At 43.9% G+C, this 17,064-nt stretch carries 15 protein-coding genes; all 15 read left to right on the forward strand.

All coding sequences use genetic code 11. From position 1 onward, the window contains the following. The first annotated feature begins 82 nt into the window (after window positions 1-82). The 15 genes from ITJ87_RS07045 to ITJ87_RS07115 all read left to right on the forward strand — a co-directional run bounded on the left by ITJ87_RS07045 (window position 83) and on the right by ITJ87_RS07115 (window position 17,036). Window positions 83-1,012, forward strand: coding sequence for a TIGR01212 family radical SAM protein (locus ITJ87_RS07045; RefSeq protein ID WP_117964831.1), 930 nt, complete (start codon window positions 83-85; stop codon window positions 1,010-1,012). Window positions 1,013-1,074: 62 nt separating this feature from the next. After that, window positions 1,075-2,274: an FprA family A-type flavoprotein gene (locus tag ITJ87_RS07050; RefSeq protein ID WP_005835258.1), complete on the forward strand. Its 1,200-nt coding sequence runs from the start codon at window positions 1,075-1,077 to the stop codon at window positions 2,272-2,274. Window positions 2,275-2,352: 78 nt separating this feature from the next. Further along, a complete protein-coding gene (nagB, locus tag ITJ87_RS07055; RefSeq protein WP_005823882.1) occupies window positions 2,353-3,165 on the forward strand; it encodes a glucosamine-6-phosphate deaminase in 813 nt (270 codons plus the stop codon). Between the two features lie 465 nt (window positions 3,166-3,630). Then, window positions 3,631-5,196 (forward strand): ATP-binding protein, encoded by a 1,566-nt coding sequence (locus ITJ87_RS07060; protein ID WP_008665600.1) that lies wholly within the window; start codon window positions 3,631-3,633, stop codon window positions 5,194-5,196. A 186-nt stretch (window positions 5,197-5,382) separates the two neighbouring features. Further along, the gene (locus tag ITJ87_RS07065; protein WP_229135021.1) at window positions 5,383-6,474 is read left to right on the forward strand and encodes a helix-turn-helix domain-containing protein; all 1,092 of its coding nucleotides are present in this window, start codon (window positions 5,383-5,385) and stop codon (window positions 6,472-6,474) included. 79 nt (window positions 6,475-6,553) lie between these two features. Then, window positions 6,554-6,859, forward strand: coding sequence for an NVEALA domain-containing protein (locus tag ITJ87_RS07070; RefSeq protein WP_229135020.1), 306 nt, complete (start codon window positions 6,554-6,556; stop codon window positions 6,857-6,859). Beyond that, complete coding sequence (locus tag ITJ87_RS07075) at window positions 6,843-7,898, forward strand: BF3164 family lipoprotein (protein WP_044468875.1); 1,056 nt, start codon at window positions 6,843-6,845, stop codon at window positions 7,896-7,898. Before ITJ87_RS07070 ends, ITJ87_RS07075 begins: the two co-directional genes overlap by 17 nt. Before the next feature lie 209 nt (window positions 7,899-8,107). Then, a complete protein-coding gene (locus tag ITJ87_RS07080) occupies window positions 8,108-8,368 on the forward strand; it encodes an NVEALA domain-containing protein (RefSeq protein WP_117964828.1) in 261 nt (86 codons plus the stop codon). 119 nt (window positions 8,369-8,487) lie between these two features. Continuing rightward, window positions 8,488-9,486 (forward strand): hypothetical protein, encoded by a 999-nt coding sequence (locus ITJ87_RS07085; RefSeq protein ID WP_117964826.1) that lies wholly within the window; start codon window positions 8,488-8,490, stop codon window positions 9,484-9,486. Next, window positions 9,476-10,477: a hypothetical protein gene (locus ITJ87_RS07090; protein WP_147336729.1), complete on the forward strand. Its 1,002-nt coding sequence runs from the start codon at window positions 9,476-9,478 to the stop codon at window positions 10,475-10,477. Before ITJ87_RS07085 ends, ITJ87_RS07090 begins: the two co-directional genes overlap by 11 nt. A 27-nt stretch (window positions 10,478-10,504) precedes the next feature. Further along, window positions 10,505-11,377, forward strand: coding sequence for a DUF1573 domain-containing protein (locus ITJ87_RS07095; protein ID WP_117964822.1), 873 nt, complete (start codon window positions 10,505-10,507; stop codon window positions 11,375-11,377). A gap of 35 nt (window positions 11,378-11,412) precedes the next feature. After that, window positions 11,413-13,314 (forward strand): hypothetical protein, encoded by a 1,902-nt coding sequence (locus ITJ87_RS07100; protein ID WP_035450051.1) that lies wholly within the window; start codon window positions 11,413-11,415, stop codon window positions 13,312-13,314. Next, on the forward strand, window positions 13,311-14,207 hold the full coding sequence (lepB, locus tag ITJ87_RS07105) for a signal peptidase I (RefSeq protein ID WP_035450049.1): 897 nt from the start codon (window positions 13,311-13,313) through the stop codon (window positions 14,205-14,207). The genes ITJ87_RS07100 and lepB overlap by 4 nt, the downstream gene beginning before the upstream one ends. After that, the gene (locus tag ITJ87_RS07110; RefSeq protein ID WP_229135019.1) at window positions 14,189-15,838 is read left to right on the forward strand and encodes an O-antigen ligase family protein; all 1,650 of its coding nucleotides are present in this window, start codon (window positions 14,189-14,191) and stop codon (window positions 15,836-15,838) included. The genes lepB and ITJ87_RS07110 overlap by 19 nt, the downstream gene beginning before the upstream one ends. Window positions 15,839-15,962: 124 nt before the next feature. Further along, on the forward strand, window positions 15,963-17,036 hold the full coding sequence (locus tag ITJ87_RS07115; RefSeq protein ID WP_022402360.1) for an efflux RND transporter periplasmic adaptor subunit: 1,074 nt from the start codon (window positions 15,963-15,965) through the stop codon (window positions 17,034-17,036). Window positions 17,037-17,064: the final 28 nt, after the last annotated feature.

Raw genomic sequence — 17,064 nt, forward strand, 5'->3', positions numbered from 1 at the left:
AAATCGGGTGGAAAGTATTCTTGTTTTTGCAGGTTCATCCCACGGAAAAATCCTATATTTGCCACTTACATAAGGAATATGTATGGAAACCAAATCTACGCTCTATAATGAGTTCCCTCTTTTTCTGAAGCGATATTTTTCCTATAAGGTACAGAAAATATCGCTGAATGCCGGTTTTACGTGCCCCAACCGGGATGGAAACAAAGGAGTCGGCGGTTGCACCTATTGTAACAACCAGACCTTCAACCCCGATTATTGCCGTACGGAGAAATCCATTACCCGCCAGCTGGAAGAGGGCAAGCAGTTCTTTGCACACAAATATCCGGAGATGAAGTATCTCGCCTATTTCCAGGCCTATACCAATACGTATGGCGAACTGGAAGACCTGAAGCGGAAATACGAGGAAGCCTTGTCGGCAGACGGGGTGGTGGGCCTGGTCATCGGCACCCGTCCTGACTGTATGCCCGACAGCCTGCTGAACTATTTGGAGGAGATGAACCGGCATACATTCCTTTTAGTGGAGTACGGCATAGAGAGTACCGACGACAAGACACTTTGCCGCATCAATCGCGGGCATACTTTCCATGCCGCCGCCGATGCGGTGGAAAGAACCGCTTCACGCGGAATCCTGACCGGTGGGCATGTCATCCTCGGACTGCCGGGCGAGACGCACGAAAGTATCGTGGCACAAGCCGGCGTACTGTCCCGTCTGCCGCTCACTACCTTGAAGATGCACCAGTTGCAACTGATAAAGGGCACCCGCATGGCTCTGGAGTACCGGCAGCATCCCGAAGATTTCCATCTGTTCGGTGTGGAGGAATATATAGACCTCGTGATAGACTATATCGAGCATCTGCGGCCGGACTTGGTACTGGAGCGTTTCGTCTCCCAGTCTCCCAAGGAACTGCTCATTGCACCCGACTGGGGACTAAAAAATTATGAATTTAATCACCGGGTTCAAAAAAGAATGAAAGAACTCGGTGCATATCAGGGAAAGAAGTATGAAATGTGAGAAAAAAGAATTATTTTTGCCGCAACTTTAAATGTGGAATCAATCTAAATAAAGATACAGTTATGAACCCAAAAACAGTGATAAAAGGAAAAATCCACTACGTGGGAGTGAATGACCGCAATAAGCATTTGTTTGAAGGCATGTGGCCGTTGCCGTACGGGGTTTCCTACAACTCTTACCTGATAGATGATGAGACGGTCGCTTTGGTCGATACGGTAGACATCTGCTATTTCGAGGTGTATCTGCGCAAGATAAAGAGCATTATCGGCGAGCGCCCCATCCAGTATCTCATCATCAACCATATGGAGCCGGACCATTCGGGCTCTATCCGCCTGATAAAGCAGCATTATCCCGACATCATCATCGTGGGCAACAAGCAGACCTTCGGCATGATAGAGGGCTTTTATGGCGTGACGGGCGAACAGTACATGGTGAAGGACGAGGATTTTCTGGCTTTGGGACATCATAAGCTCCGCTTCTATATGACCCCGATGGTGCACTGGCCCGAGACGATGATGACTTTTGACGAAACGGAAGGAGTCCTTTTCGCCGGTGACGGCTTCGGCTGTTTCGGTACGTTGGACGGCGGGTTCCTGGATACTCGCATCAATCTGGACAGATACTGGGACGAGATGGTGCGCTACTATTCCAACATCGTGGGCAAGTACGGCTCTCCGGTGCAGAAGGCACTTGCCAAGCTGGGCGGTCTGCCCATTTCCACCATCTGCTCCACGCACGGGCCGGTGTGGACGGAGAATATAGCCAAGGTTATCGGCATCTACGACAAGCTGAGCCGTTATGCCGCCGACGAGGGCGTGGTCATTGCATACGGTTCCATGTACGGCAACACGGAGCAGATGGCGGAAGCCATTGCTGCGGAACTTTCTGCACAGGGCATCAAGAACATCGTGATGCACAATGTGAGCAAGAGCAATCCTTCTTATATCATTGCCGACATATTCAAGTATCGCGGACTTATCATCGGCAGCCCCACCTACAGCAACCAGATTTATCCTGAGATAGAATCCTTGCTCTCCAAGATTCTGGTACGCGAAGTGAAGGGACGCTATCTGGGATACTTCGGCTCCTTCTGCTGGGCGGGTGCCGCCGTGAAGCGCATGGGCGAGTTTGCCGAAAAGAGCAAGTTCGAGATTGTGGGCGACCCGGTAGAGATGAAGCAGGCCATGAAGGACATTACTTACGAACAATGCGAAAACCTGGCACGTGCCATGGCAGAGCGTTTGAAGAAGGATAGGAAGTAGTTGAAAATTAAGAATTAAAGAATTAAGAATTGAAGTTGAAAATTACCCCTAATTTATTAACCTAATAAAACAATCACAATGAGACTAATCATTCAACCGGATTATCAATCCGTATCAAAGTGGGCGGCACATTATGTGGCTGCCAAGATCAAGGCCGCTCATCCGACACCTGAAAAACCGTTTGTATTGGGATGCCCCACCGGTTCTTCTCCGTTGGGCATGTACAAGGAACTTATCGACCTGAACAAGAAAGGCATCGTGTCTTTTCAGAACGTAGTGACTTTCAATATGGACGAGTATGTAGGTTTGCCCAAGGAACATCCCGAAAGCTACTATTCCTTTATGTGGAACAACTTCTTCAGCCATATAGACATCAAGCCGGAGAACACCAATATCCTGAATGGCAACGCTGCCGACCTGGATGCCGAGTGTGCACGCTATGAAGAGAAAATCAAGTCCTACGGCGGCATCGACCTCTTCATGGGCGGTATCGGCCCCGACGGACATATCGCTTTCAACGAGCCGGGTTCTTCCCTTTCGTCACGCACCCGCCAGAAGACATTGACTACCGATACCATCATTGCCAACTCCCGTTTCTTTGACAACGACGTGAACAAGGTGCCCAAGACTGCCCTGACCGTCGGTGTCGGTACTGTGCTTAGCGCCCGCGAGGTAATGATTATCGTAAACGGACACAACAAGGCACGTGCCCTCTATCATGCAGTCGAGGGTCCCGTGATGCAGATGTGGACTATCAGCGCCTTGCAGATGCACGAAAAGGGTATCATCGTTTGTGACGATGCGGCCACCGAAGAATTGAAGGTGGGTACTTACCGCTACTTCAAGGATATTGAGGCAGAGCACCTGGATGCGGAAAGCTTGCTGAAATAAGCAAACTAATAAAAGTTTTGCAATTCCACCCTCACCACCCTCACCGCTTGTCTGCATCTGCTTGTTCATCGGTGTTTCAGGGGTGAGTGAGAGCAATTTAAAAGGGTGAGGGCAAATTTTGCCCTCACCCTTTTTGTTCTCCTGATTTTGGTTGACTGTTTTCAGGACAGGGCGTTATGTGATGAAAACGGGCTCTGCTCCGCTGTAAGGCTTTGGGTGCCAATGTTAAAGATACCAAATACTCACTGCAAAACCAGTGCATCGTTTTTGCAGTGCCGCTGCAACATAGATGCAGTGCCACTGCAACTGTTTTGCAGTGCTACTGCAACGCCTTTGCAGTGTTACTGCAAAAGATGTGCAGTAGGTTTGCAGTGAGGGCTTGTGATGAAAAAGCCATGGGCGTGCTTTCTTTTTTGCGGAATATGTGCTATCTTTGTCATACTTGTAATTTAAACAGTAGCAGCTATGGAATTGAGTGGCAGACGCTATCCGATAGGGATACAGAATTTTGAGCAACTGCGTACGCGGAATTGTGTGTATGTGGATAAGACGGAGCTGGTGTACAAATTGGTGAATACAGACCAAATTTATTTCTTCAGCCGCCCCCGTCGGTTTGGCAAAAGCTTGCTCGTGTCTACGCTGGAGGCCTATTTCCAGGGGAAAAAGGAACTTTTCGAAGGGCTGGCTATGGAACGTCTGGAGCAGGAATGGGAGGTTTGCCCGGTGCTGCACGTTGATTTCAGCTTGACGAAATATACTGAGCTGCGTGACTTGACGGGGCAATTGAATTTGTTTTTATCTCGTTGGGAAGAAATTTACGGAAAAAAGGAAGAGGAAGAGGGGGCGGCAGAGCGTCTGCAAGGCATCATCCTGCGTGCCTACGCCAAGACCGGAAAGCCGGTTGTAGTGCTGATTGACGAGTACGATGCTCCTCTGCTTGACAGTAATTCCGATGCCCTTTTGCAACAACAGCTTCGCAACGAGATGCGCAAGTTCTTCAGTCCTCTCAAGGGGCTGGGGCAATATCTCCGTTTTCTTTTTATCACGGGTATCAGCAAGTTCAGCCAGCTGAGCATCTTCAGCGAACTGAACAATTTGCAAAATATCAGTATGCGCGATGACTTCAGTGCCCTCTGCGGCATCACCGAGGAGGAACTGCTGACGCAGTTGAAACCCGATATTGAGCGGATGGCCGAGGCTAATGATGAGACTTACGAGGAGGCATGCTTGCATTTGAAGCGGCAATATGACGGTTATCATTTCAGTAAGGCTTGTGCGGATATTTACAACCCGTTCAGCCTGTTCAATGCTTTCAATTCCAAAGAATACAAGAACTATTGGTTCTCCACGGGCACGCCTACTTTCCTGATAGATATTCTGCGCCATGCAGACTTCGATGTGCGTGCGCTGGAAGGTGTTGAGGCTACCGATGAGCAGTTTGATGCGCCTACGGAACAGATAACGAGTCCCATCCCGGTGCTCTACCAGAGCGGTTATCTGACCATTAAGGGCTATGACCGTAATTTCCAAATCTATCGTTTGGCCTATCCCAACGGTGAGGTCCGTAAAGGGTTCATTGAATCCCTGCTTCCCTCTTACGTGCACTTGCCTGCCCAGAACAACACCTTCTACGTCGTCTCTTTCCTTCGCGACTTGATGAAGGGTGATGTGGAGAGCTGCCTGGAGCGTACCCGTTCCTTCTTTGCCTCCATTCCCAATGATTTGGAGAACAAGACCGAAAAGCATTATCAGACCATTTTCTATTTGCTGTTCCGGTTGATGGGGCAATATGTGGAGTCGGAAGTGAAGAGTTCCGTAGGCCGTGCGGATGTGGTGGTGCAGTTGCAGGATGTCGTTTATGTCTTCGAGTTCAAATACGACGGTACCCCGGAAGAGGCGTTGGCTCAGATTGACAGCAAGCAGTATGCCATCCCTTACCGGGCGGACGGCAGGCGTGTGGTCAAGATTGGTGTGAATTTTGACAGTGCCACGCGGACGATTGGCGGGTGGAAAATAGCTAAAGCTGATTAGAAACTCTTGTAAGTATGCTTATGCCATATTTTTATGGTTTTCTCGTTTTTCTTCAAGTATTTTATCTGCTGCGCAATGGTATCTTACCATTTCTTATCAGGCGAGCACGGTAAGAAGAAGATTAAGATTGGTGTCCCTTGTAAAAAAATGCTTAACTTTGGGGCGGATTAGTATTAGACACACCACATGGACGAGAAAAGAGAGAGACGACAAATGCTATTGACATGCGTTGCTATAGGGATTATTGCAGCAATAATTACCGGTTGGTTCTTGTATCAGAACCGGATGGAGTTCTGGAAAACGCAGGCACGGAGTACTTTTCGTGTGGCTTTGGGAGAGGAGTTGCAGAAAAGAAATATGGAGATACCTTTCTATGTGGAGGAGAATATTGACTTATCCATCATGGATGCCAATGACCGAAAGAAGGAACTGATAAAGGTATCTATGATAAGTAAATATGGAGAAAAAAGTTTCATCATACCTTATGAAAAGCATATTCATAATATAGAGCGTCCTTCTGATTGGAGGTTAATACGTTCGATTGTACTTGAAGACCACCCTTTGATTGCCGACTCCTTGAACTTGCTGTGGAAGGAATTGTTGGGGCAGATTGAGTATCCCGGAAAAACGGTAGTACGCATATCTGTGACGGATTGGTGGGAGCATGAGGCTTGTAGTTATTCCGAAGACTCTCTTTATTTGTCAAAATCGGATAGTTTGGATACTCATTATTTAGGATATAGATGCGAAGTGGGTGTCACCGGATACCTTTATGGTCCTTGGTGGATGATTTTTTCTTGGAAGGATATGTTTTTGCTGGGTGCTTTGATTGTCTGTTGCACTTTGCTGTACTTTGTGCACGACTATATGAGTCGGATTTATCATCGTCTTTTTGTCAAGGAAATATCTGTCGTTGTAGAAAAGGAAGTTCCGGTAATTGTCTGCCATGAAAGTCAATTACATATTTATCGGTTGGAGGATGGATTACGTTTTGATGCTGATTTGGATATGTTGAAAAACGGTGATTTGTGTTTGAAGTTGACTCCACTATCGGCCAAATTGCTGCGAGGTTTTTTGGATGCCAAAGACTTCAAACTGTCTAATGATGAAATTCTGAATCTACTATGGCCGGATGGTAACGGTACTTTGAATAATCTGCATACAAATATCAAAAGATTACGTGGATATTTATCTCGAATTTCAAATTATAAGATAGAAAATAAAAACTTCAGTTACCAATTAAAAAATCCCCATTTCATCGAAGAAATCCCAGAGTAAGTAGTCTCTCTACAATAGGCTGGCAATAACTGACAATGCCTGTTTTTACTTGATTGTCAGTTATTGTCAGCCCGAAAATTTGGATGAAGCTTTTGTTTTCTACACCTTTGCCACCATCATTCAAATTGCAGTTATTAATATGAAAAACATGAAAAAGAAAATCTTATTTATTGGTTTGTTTTTGGTAGCAGTCGTCGCATCCTTTCGATTAAATACCAAATGTAAAAAATTAGAGTACTTGATATTGGAGAATATAGAAGCTTTGGCATCCGGAGAATCGGGGAACGATTATAGATGTGCTGGCGTTGGTTCTGTGGATTGTCCGATCAATCATAGTAAGGTACAATATGTAGCAACGAAATATAGCTTTGAAGAACTTTATTAACATATTGTTCTTGTTCATTGCTTTAACAGCATGTACCTCTACTCCCCACTGTGAAGGATTGTCTTATACAGATTTCTCGCAAACGCGAGAACTGAAAGGAACAGTTATTCCGCTGGATACAGCTTTGTTCCGTTACCCTTTCCGTATTCGGATACAGGGAGATAAGGCTGTGGTGATGGATTTGCATGGGACAGACTATTTCTGTCATGCTTTCAGTTATCCGGAATTTCACTACATATCCTCTTTCGGCAAGCGGGGAGAATCTCCCGATGAGCAGATTTCTGTCGAAAATATCCGGTGGTATGGGGAATCTTTGTGGTCTCTCGATGCCAACAAGTCTGAATTAACTCGGTTTGGTTGTGATTTATCCGGTGATTCACTGTTTCGTCAAGAAGCAGTGAACCTGGATAAAGATATTCTTCGGGCTTTGGACTTTGTGATGGTGGATGATTCTACCTTTATTATTCCCGATTATTCGGGAGACAACCGTTTTTGTCGGGTGAACAGGCAAGGAGGACTGTTGTATAAAATGGGGGCAATCCTTTCTTCCAATGAGGATGCCATGAAGCATGCTCGTCCTGCATTGGCGCAGGCATGGCGCAGCTTCATCGATTACAATCCCCGAAACGGAGTGCTGGCGGCGGTCACCCAACTGGGCGAAGTGCTTGAAGTCTTTAACTTGAAAGACAGCACGCACGTGGTACGTATCGGGCCTCATGGCGAGCCGGAATTCAAATTGTCAGAAGGTTATGGCATTCCTACGGGCATCATGGGCTTCAGCGATGTGCAAGTGACGGACAGTGCCATTTATGCCGTCTTTCACGGACGTTCTTTTAAAGAAATAGCCCAGAATGCACGGAAAAGCATCCAGGTGGATGGTGGACAATATATTTATGTATTCAACCTGAAAGGAGAACCTCTCTGTAAATATGTACTCGACCATTGTATCTATGGTATCTCTGTAAATGAGCAAAAAGGGACGATTCTTGCTACGGATGTAAACAAGGATGAACCGATAATAGAGTATACAATGAAATAAAAGAAAAATATAAATAGGAATGGAGAGGAACGGATGGCAAACGTCTTGTTGGTGCATGATGAGCCGTCCGTTCCATAACCCACCCAGAAAGGAGGTCGAGGCAAAGATACGGATTTGGATTGAATAAGCAAAATGTATGCTTTTCCATTGAAAGGATAGATATGGAAGACAAAACAAAATATTATTGATTAAGAAAAATAAAGAAAACAATGAAAAAGATAATGAAAATAGCTTTTGTTGCAGCATTTGCGGCAGTGGCAGGATATGGTGTTTATGCTAACCAACAATCGGAAGCTATGTCTGATTTGATGTTGGCTAATGTGGAAGCGTTGGCAGGTAGTGAAATATCGAATCCAGGTTGTGACCCCAGTTGGGATAGAGAATGTTGTGTTTGCTTTAATGTACATCATACATATGCGTATGCTAATGGTAAAAATAGTTGTGAAACTCGAAAGAATTGTCATTATTAGTGGAATTTGACAGCTTAATGGTTGCTTAAAGACTATAAATAGAGCACTGTAGAATATTTATAAAATTCGTTGGATTATGTAACTATTTTGCGGTGCTCGTTAATAAAAAATAGTATATAATGAAAACATATTATTATTTGCTTATACTTTTTTTCTTGTACGGCTGTGCAAATGAGAAAAAACAGAATGTAGAATATGTGAGTGCAACTTATGAGTTGCTGGATGATGAAATAGCAACTACCATGCCGGGAACCTTACGCGTAGCCGGTGATTTTTTGGTGTGGGAGGACCCTTTTGCGCGCGACTATTTTGTACATGTGCACGAAAAAGAGACCGGTCGTAAAGTGGGAGTGATGGGAAAGGTAGGAGAAGGTCCGCGTGAATTTATCACAGGAGGTATAAATGGCTCATGTATCGACAATCGTTTTTTTGCCGTGGATGCTAATGGAAAGACGCGTGGCTTCTTGTCTCTTGATAGCTTGTCGCAAGGTAAAGATGCGTTTATTCCTATGACGGAAGAGGAACGGTTATCGCGTCCTGCCATGGCTGAATATGCCAAGAATGTGTATATTGGAATTGCGGATGCTGGTGCGGAACATTGTTTTGAAACCCTATTGCATGGGCAGACTTCTTCGTTTGGCAATTATCCCATTCCGCAGGTGAAACAATATTTAGGGGGAGAGAGAGGATATAATGCATCTCGTGGAGTATTTGTCTGTTCTTGTTATGATTTCCCTTATTTAGCATTGTATCAGCTGGGTGAGGATGAATTCTCATTTGTATGGGAATGGCGAACGGATGGTGACGAATACGAGATTCGGAACAATGAGGTGATTTTTGACCGCAGGGTAAAAGGTGTCCGGGGACTCTGTATGAGTAAGGATTTTATTATTACATTGCAACGAGACCGTAGTAAAGATGATACGGATGAATCTACAGTGGGAAGGGATGCAAGCAAATGCCCTCGTACTGTTTTCTTGTATGATTATGATGGAAATTTAGTGAAGATTGTTGATTTGGGTATTCCCGTAATGCGTATAGCATCTGAAGAACAGAGTAATACGTTGTATGCCATAGGGGTGAATCCGGATTTTGTCTTGGTGAAATATGAATTATAAGATAGGGCATTTAATCGTTATTTGCGTTGCACTACTTCTTTGTGTGGCTTGTGGGGAACAGCGTAATGCTGTGGCTGTCGTCTATAAAGAACATTTTCCTATAGATACAATGCTTCCTATTAAGACATATCCGGCAGAAGAATTGGTACGTCCCACTCGGATGAATAGAATCAACAATCGGGTGATTGCTTTTGGGGGATATGAAGAAGTAGGAATCTATGATTACCCCGATTTAAAATTCATAAAGAAAATGGTGCTTCCCGGTCGTTTTTCTGTTTCTCAAGGAAAAGATTGTTTGTATCTTGAATCGGGAGGAGAAGTGGATGCCTATACCTTGAAAAGTGATTCCTTGTGTAAAACATCTTCTTTTTTTATTGATAAAGTAAGTGAAAATATTGGGACGGTGCAAGAGTTGAATCCCGGGGTGTATATATATGCAGATAGGAGAAAACATCCGGGAGTGTCTGAATATCATGTGACAGATATTCAGACGGGAAGGAATGTCTCAGGGGGGAATTATCCGGAAAATGATATTCGTTTTAAGAATTTGGAAAGCTTTAAATCGGCTTATTATCATTATCTGATGATGAAACCGGATAGGAGTGCTTTTGTGGTTACTTACGCTTCTTTGAGACGTATCCGGATCTATGATCGGAATGAAAATTTGCGGCATGACGTCTTTCTGGAAGGTGGGCTGGGAAATTACAAGGTAGTTCCCGCTCGCCCTTCAGAGCAGTATTGGCATTTTAGTTGTCCGTTTGTAACGGATAGGTATATTTATTTGATAAATCCGAATCAGTTGGGTGCGGGGCCTTTGCTTCCGCATTGCAATTTGTTGGTTTTGGATTGGGAAGGGAATTTGGTCGCTAAATATCGTTTCAGTGTGCTTATCAATGATATATTTGTAGATGAAGAGAGAAAAATTCTTTGTGGAAGTTGCTCTGATTATGAAAGTACACGATTCTTCAAGATGGATTTATTAGATAATTGATTGAAGGTAGTTTATAAATGATAACTTATGAAGAATTTTATAATAATAATCTTAGGTTTTGTGGTATTTGCTTCATGTGGAAAATCCAATAAAGACAAATCTTTTTCTTTGTTACAGAAATGGATAGGAAAAGAATTGAGTTTGCCTGCTAGGTCGGTTTTTACGATTCAAGGAAAAGATACGGTAGAATATCCCATTCAAAACACATATAAAATATTGACTTATATTGATTCTACGGGTTGTACCAGTTGTAAACTGAAACTTGCTGAATGGGAAAAGTTTATCACCGTAGTCGATTCTATACGACCTCATACGGTACAGTTCCTTTTTTTCTTGTGTCCTAAAAATGGAATGGAGATATATCAAACTTTACGGGTGGAAAGGTTTAAACATCCGATTTGTATTGATGAAGGAGACTACTTGAATAAGTTGAATCATTTTCCTGCTGATATGGCATTTCAAACTTTTTTGTTGGATAATGATAATAGAGTTGTAGCTATGGGTAATCCTATCCATAATTTGAAAGTAAGAGAGCTCTATTTGAAGATTATACAAGGCAGAGAAGTAAAATCTGATGATGAAGACAATGTTGTTCAAACAATTGTTGATGTGGATAAAGTTTCGACATCTATGGGGAATTTCGACTGGCAAAAAGAACAGAAGGTTACTTTTGTCATGAAAAATGTAGGCGATAAACTGTTGGCAATAGAAGGGGTGGATACGTCTTGTGGCTGTATTTCTGTAGAGTACTCTAAAGAGCCGGTTCGTCCGGGAATGGATTTGAATTTGTCTATTATTTATAAGGCAGAACATCCTGAACATTTTAGTAAAACAGTAAGAATACATTGTAATTCGGAGTCATCTCCGATAATACTTACGGTTTCTGGTAATGCACAGTGAGTGTTTAAAAAAGTAAAAACGAAAATTAATAAGGTATGAGGAAATCTGTGTGGTTGTTTACATTATTGCTTCTTTGCTCTTGTGTGAACAACCATCGTTTGAGTAAAGCGCTTGAACTGGCTGGGAGTAATCGGGGCGAGTTAGAAAAGGTACTTATCCACTATAAAGATAGTGGGGAGAAATATAAAGCAGCTTGCTTTTTGATTGAGAATATGCCTAAATGTTACAGTTACAAAGGGTGGCTGATAGATACGTTGAGATATTGGAAAGCAACTACGGATTCTTTTGGTATCATTGATAGTAGTCAAGTAGCAAAATGGGAGAAATATCCGGCTTCGATGATGAATAAAGAGTATGATATTCATGTTATAACTGCTGATTATCTGATTCGTAATATAGATCAAGCCTTTGTGGTCTGGAAGAAAAGGCCTTGGAATAAAGATCTTTCCTTTGATGATTTCTGTGAATTGATTCTTCCTTATCGTATCGGTGATGAAACGCTTGAAGACTGGCGGAGTGTATACAGCGAGGAATTCTCGTTTTTATTGGACTCTGTTTATATAGGAACAGATGTAATGGAAGCCACGAAGGTTGTTATGGAGAACCTGAGGGAAAGGGGATTTCGGTTTAATAATGACTTTGATTCACCTCATATGGGTGCTCTTTTCCTATTGGAGCATCGGGCCGGAAAATGTGTGGACATGTGTGATTTTGGACTTTATGTTTTGCGCTCATTAGGAATTCCGGCCACAGCAGACGTGTATTTCTTTGAATCGGAATCCCGAATGGGCCATATCTGGGATGTAGTGAGAGATTCTTTGGGAAATTTTGTTAATATAAACTCTTTCCATGTGGCTAAATTTAAGTGGGACGTGGACGGAAGAAGGATAGGGAAGGTATTTCGCTATTGTTATGGTCTACAAAAAGAGAAACTGAAGTTTCTGAGTGTGAAAGATGAGATACCTCCCTTGTTCAGACATTGTTTTGTGAAGGATGTTTCTGAAGATTATTTTAAAGATGATTTGGTGTTGGATTTAAGTGATGTAGAAGACGACTATGTATATTTGGGAGTATTTCGTCCGCAAACGGCAGGAGAGGGAGTGGATATAGCTAAATTGAGGAAAGGAAAAGCGACTTTCAATAATATAGAGGCTAAAATGATATATATGCCTCTTGCTTATGAGAATTCAACCTATAAGCCCATAGGTTATCCCTTTTTCTTTGACGGTAAGGAGGCACATCCTTACATTCCTGATTTGTCTGTAAAGGATACTGTCGTTTTAAAAAGAAAAGCTGCTTTCTTTGACTGGATTAGATACTGTTTCAATATCATGGTAGGCAGTAAATTTGAGGTGTCAAATAGAAAAGATTTTTCAGGGAATGAACCATTTTATTGTATTTGCGATACCCCACATACCAACCGTACTTTTATACATTTGCCGGAACCGGTGAAAGGACGGTATGTTAGGTTCTCTACGCCAAAAGATATACGTATTGAATTGGCCGAGTTGTCTTTCAGTTATGATGGAGTGAAGGTGAATCCTCTGAAAATAGAAGGAGATGTTTCGGAAAATAAGTATCTTAAAATAGATAATATTATTGACGGTGACGTGCTTACTTACTATTTACCTAAAAAGGGAGGTGCTTCTATGGTGATTGATTTTGGTAAGGAGATATGTTTCAATGAATTGATGTATATGCCCAGAAATGATGATAATTTTGTCCGTATAGGCGATGTTTATGAGTTGTTTTATCATGGGGGAAAAGATGGATGGATTTCGTTGGGACAGAAAAAGGCTACCGATACTTTTTTGGTGTATGACAACATGCCTAGGGGCGCACTTTTTTATCTTCATGACATCACACGTGGCAAAGAGGAGCAAGTATTTCGGATTGAGAACGGAAAGCAGGTTTTCATATCAAATTTTGGGAAATGAGGTTTCGGAATAATTTATTCTTGCGTAAGTTGTTGGCTTGGGGCATTAATTTAGTCTATGGATTGTGTTTTGTGGCTCTTTGGGGACTGTTGGCTCAGTTGTTGCTTGTCACTTCCTTTAAGATTCCTTCTGATTCGATGGAACCTTCCTTGTTGGCAGGAGACTATATTCTGGTTGATAAGTGCTCAAAAGGAGCGAGGTTGTTCGATGTGTTTGCCGCATTGGAAAGGAAAGAGGTTAAGATTCATCGTATGCCCGGATGGAGGGAGTTCAAGAGGAATGATGTGCTTGTATTCAATTTTCCTTATCCGGGAAGTTGGGACAGCATTGCCTTTGATGTAATGTCATATTATGTAAAGCGTTGTATAGCAGTTCCGGGAGACACTTTGGAAATCAAGGACTGCCATTATAGGGTGAAAGGGCATGACGGATACTTGGGGAATACTGCTGCACAAGATAAATTGCAAAAATTACTTGACTCCGAGGAATTTGTGAATAGGGGAATAGTGGTTGAAAGTTATCCTTTTGATAAAGAACTGGGCTGGAGCATTGCCGAATTTGGACCATTGTACATACCGGCTAAAGGAAGTGTAGTAGAGATGGATTCACTGAACCGGATGCTTTATAGAAATCTGATAGAATGGGAACAGAAGGAGAAACTGACGTTCAGGAGGGATACTGTATTGTTAGGAGACAGTGTTATAAGCAGATACTGTTTCCGTGAGAATTATTATTTCGTATCCGGTGACAAGATGGAGAACTCGAAAGACTCACGCTATTGGGGATTGTTGCCTGAACCTTTTATTGTAGGCAGGGCTCTACGCATTTGGAAATCGAAGGATGATATGTCAGGAAGTATAAAATGGGAACGGGTATGGAAGAAAATAGAATAAGGCAAATAAAGGCTGTCGTTACTTGGACTGTGCTTTGGATGGCTGTTCTGGTTTTATTGTCAATGGTATGCGTAGCTTCTTCAGGGTTACTTCCTGCTGAAACTGTCGGGCAGTGGGTCTGGTTCGACAAGGCGTCCTTCTTGTTGGCTGGATGTATTCTATCGGCGCTTATCTTTAAGTCTAAAGGGGATTTTATAAGTTTGGATTCTGTGATTTCCTGGGTATTGGTTGTGTTGGGAGGATCTGAATCTATTTTAGGGTTGCGCCAACTCTATGGCTTTGCAACTTCCGGTCACTCTATGTACGCCTTGACGGGTTCTTTCTTCAATCCGGGACCTTATTCGGGCTATTTGGCTATGATACTTCCGGTATGTTTGTATCAATGGCTGGTTTGTGGCAGGAGGGGGGGACGTGTTGTTGCCGGTGGTGTGATGCTGCTTATCTTTTGTGTGCTTCCGGCAGGAATGAGCCGTTCGGCATGGTTGGCGGCAGGAGTTTCCTGTCTGTGTGTATATGCTTGGCATATGGATTGGACGGATAAGTTCAGATTATTATGGCAGCAGCAAAGGCAGCGTGTGGTGATGGTAGTGGTCGGTGGATTCTGTGTCTTGCTATTGGCGGGCTATTTACTGTTTGTCTTGAAACCCGATTCTGCACGTGGCCGTCTTTTCATGTGGAAGATAACTTGTCGTGCCATTGCAGAAAAGCCGTTGACCGGATATGGGATTCATAATTTCGCAGCAGCCTATGGAAATGCGCAGGAAACTTATTTTGCAGCAGGTGATTATGAACCGTGGGAGGAACGTGTGGCGGGAAGTCCGGAATATGCATTCAATGAATATCTGCAGGCTGCGGTCGAACTGGGCATTCCTTTGGCGGTATGTCTATTGGTTGTGGTCGTGCTGTGTTTGTATAGGGGAGTCCGTAAAGGACGTTATGGTATCTGTGGGGCTATTCTTTCTTTGATGATATTCTCTTTTTCCTCCTATCCGCTACAACTTCCGGTATTTATCGTTACATTTGGAGGATTGCTTGTGGCGTGCTTGTCCGGTGCCGACCGTTGGCAATGGTTGGGGCTGGCTGTATCAGTAGGCATCATTGGCGGTTTTCGCCTGAAGAATGACTTGCAAGTGGAGCAGGCCTGTCGGGAGTGGATGAATGCGCGGGTGCTGTATAATGCAGGTGCGTATCAATCGGCAGAGAAAGAGTACGGGCGCCTTTATCCTCTGTTGAGGGACCGGGCATCTTTCTTGTTCGAATATGGGCATGGATTGCACAAGCAGCAGCAGTTCAGTAAATCCAACCGTATTTTGAAAGAAGCTTTACAGCGTAGTTGTGACCCCATGATACTGAATGTGATAGGCAAGAACTATCAGCAGATGGGTGATTGCTTGTCAGCGGAAGACTGGTTTATCCGTTCCACCCATCGTTTGCCGGGACGTATTTATCCCTATTATCTGCTTGCGAAGCTTTATGCGGAACCAAGCTTCAGGCAACCGGACAAGTTTGAAAAAATGAAGTGGATGGTATTGACGAAAGAGCCGAAAGTGCATTCTACGGCAATACGACAGATGAGGGAGGAAATAAAAAAGATTCAGCTTATTTTTGTCCATATTAAAAAAGATGAATAAAAACGTAAAGCGTTAATAATGAGCGAACTAATTGCTAAAGTGCTATGAAAAAAGTGTCCACATGCAAATATCGGTTCGTTTTTTTGAAACGATTAATTTTATCAATTTATAATTGAGTATGAATATGAAGACACAGAACTATCGATACCTGCTATGCATGGCCGTTGCCCTGCTTGCCGCCTGCTCCGATGCCGGAAAGGGAAAAGAGTCCGAGGAAGGGGTGGCAACCGTCCTGCCAAGTGAAAGCAATGAAGTGACCGTGAAAGTCCTGAAGCGGGCGACCTTTGAGCATGAACTGGTGAGCAACGGAAAAGTAACCGCCGGTGCCATGGCGGATTTGCGTTTTGAGACTACCGGTGTAGTGGCACACATCTACGTGAAGAACGGTGACCCGGTGCGCAAAGGGCAGAAACTTGCCGAACTGGATAAGTTCCGTCTGAAGAACAAGACCGCGCAAGCCAAGGATGCTCTGGACAAAGCGGAACTTGAGCTGCAGGACGTATTGATAGGGCAAGGCTATCCGGTGGGTGATACTTCCAAAATTCCTGCCGACATCATGAAGCTGGCACGAGTAAAGAGCGGTTACGACCAAAGTCTCTCCCAGTACGAACTCGCCGCCTATGAAGAAGAGCATGCTACGCTGGTTGCCCCCTTCGACGGCGTGGTGGCGAACCTCTTTTCCAAGCCCTTTAACGAGGCAAGCACTTCGGAATCTTTCTGCTCCATCATTGGCACTCAGAGCATGGAAGTGGACTTTACGGTACTGGAAAGTGAACTCCCCCTGATAAAGAGTGGCGACAAGGTGATTGTCACCCCTTACTCGGATGCCGCTTCCAAACAAGAGGGCCGCATCACCCAAATCAATCCTCTGGTAGATGATAAGGGAATGGTGAAAGTAAAGGCATCCGTCAATGGCAGGGGACGTCTGTTTAGCGGCATGAATGTGAGGGTAAATGTACACCGTTCTCTGGACAGTCAGCTCGTGATACCCAAAAGTGCCGTCGTACTGCGTTCGGGTAAGCAAGTCGTCTTTACCCTGAAAGACGGAAAGGCGCAGTGGAACTATGTGCAGACCGGACTGGAGAATGCGGAAAGCTACAGCATGGCCGACGATGCCCTGAAAGAAGGCGATACGGTCATCGTGACGGGAAATGTGAATTTGGCACATGAGGCGCCGGTGAAGGTGGTGGAAAATTGAAAGATGAAAATTGAAAGTTGAAAATTCA

Source organism: Bacteroides sp. HF-162 (genome assembly GCF_015679285.1).
Lineage (GTDB): Bacteria > Bacteroidota > Bacteroidia > Bacteroidales > Bacteroidaceae > Bacteroides > Bacteroides uniformis.

What these genes read in the sequence shown, in the direction of transcription:
- ITJ87_RS07045 (WP_117964831.1), top strand. Translation starts at nt 83, where the DNA reads ATGGAAACCAAATCTACGCTCTATAATGAGTTCCCTCTTTTTCTGAAG.
- ITJ87_RS07050 (WP_005835258.1), top strand. Translation starts at nt 1,075, where the DNA reads ATGAACCCAAAAACAGTGATAAAAGGAAAAATCCACTACGTGGGAGTG.
- nagB (WP_005823882.1), top strand. Translation starts at nt 2,353, where the DNA reads ATGAGACTAATCATTCAACCGGATTATCAATCCGTATCAAAGTGGGCG.
- ITJ87_RS07060 (WP_008665600.1), top strand. Translation starts at nt 3,631, where the DNA reads ATGGAATTGAGTGGCAGACGCTATCCGATAGGGATACAGAATTTTGAG.
- ITJ87_RS07065 (WP_229135021.1), top strand. Translation starts at nt 5,383, where the DNA reads ATGGACGAGAAAAGAGAGAGACGACAAATGCTATTGACATGCGTTGCT.
- ITJ87_RS07080 (WP_117964828.1), top strand. Translation starts at nt 8,108, where the DNA reads ATGAAAAAGATAATGAAAATAGCTTTTGTTGCAGCATTTGCGGCAGTG.
- ITJ87_RS07085 (WP_117964826.1), top strand. Translation starts at nt 8,488, where the DNA reads ATGAAAACATATTATTATTTGCTTATACTTTTTTTCTTGTACGGCTGT.
- ITJ87_RS07090 (WP_147336729.1), top strand. Translation starts at nt 9,476, where the DNA reads ATGAATTATAAGATAGGGCATTTAATCGTTATTTGCGTTGCACTACTT.
- ITJ87_RS07095 (WP_117964822.1), top strand. Translation starts at nt 10,505, where the DNA reads ATGAAGAATTTTATAATAATAATCTTAGGTTTTGTGGTATTTGCTTCA.
- ITJ87_RS07100 (WP_035450051.1), top strand. Translation starts at nt 11,413, where the DNA reads ATGAGGAAATCTGTGTGGTTGTTTACATTATTGCTTCTTTGCTCTTGT.
- lepB (WP_035450049.1), top strand. Translation starts at nt 13,311, where the DNA reads ATGAGGTTTCGGAATAATTTATTCTTGCGTAAGTTGTTGGCTTGGGGC.
- ITJ87_RS07110 (WP_229135019.1), top strand. Translation starts at nt 14,189, where the DNA reads ATGGAAGAAAATAGAATAAGGCAAATAAAGGCTGTCGTTACTTGGACT.
- ITJ87_RS07115 (WP_022402360.1), top strand. Translation starts at nt 15,963, where the DNA reads ATGAAGACACAGAACTATCGATACCTGCTATGCATGGCCGTTGCCCTG.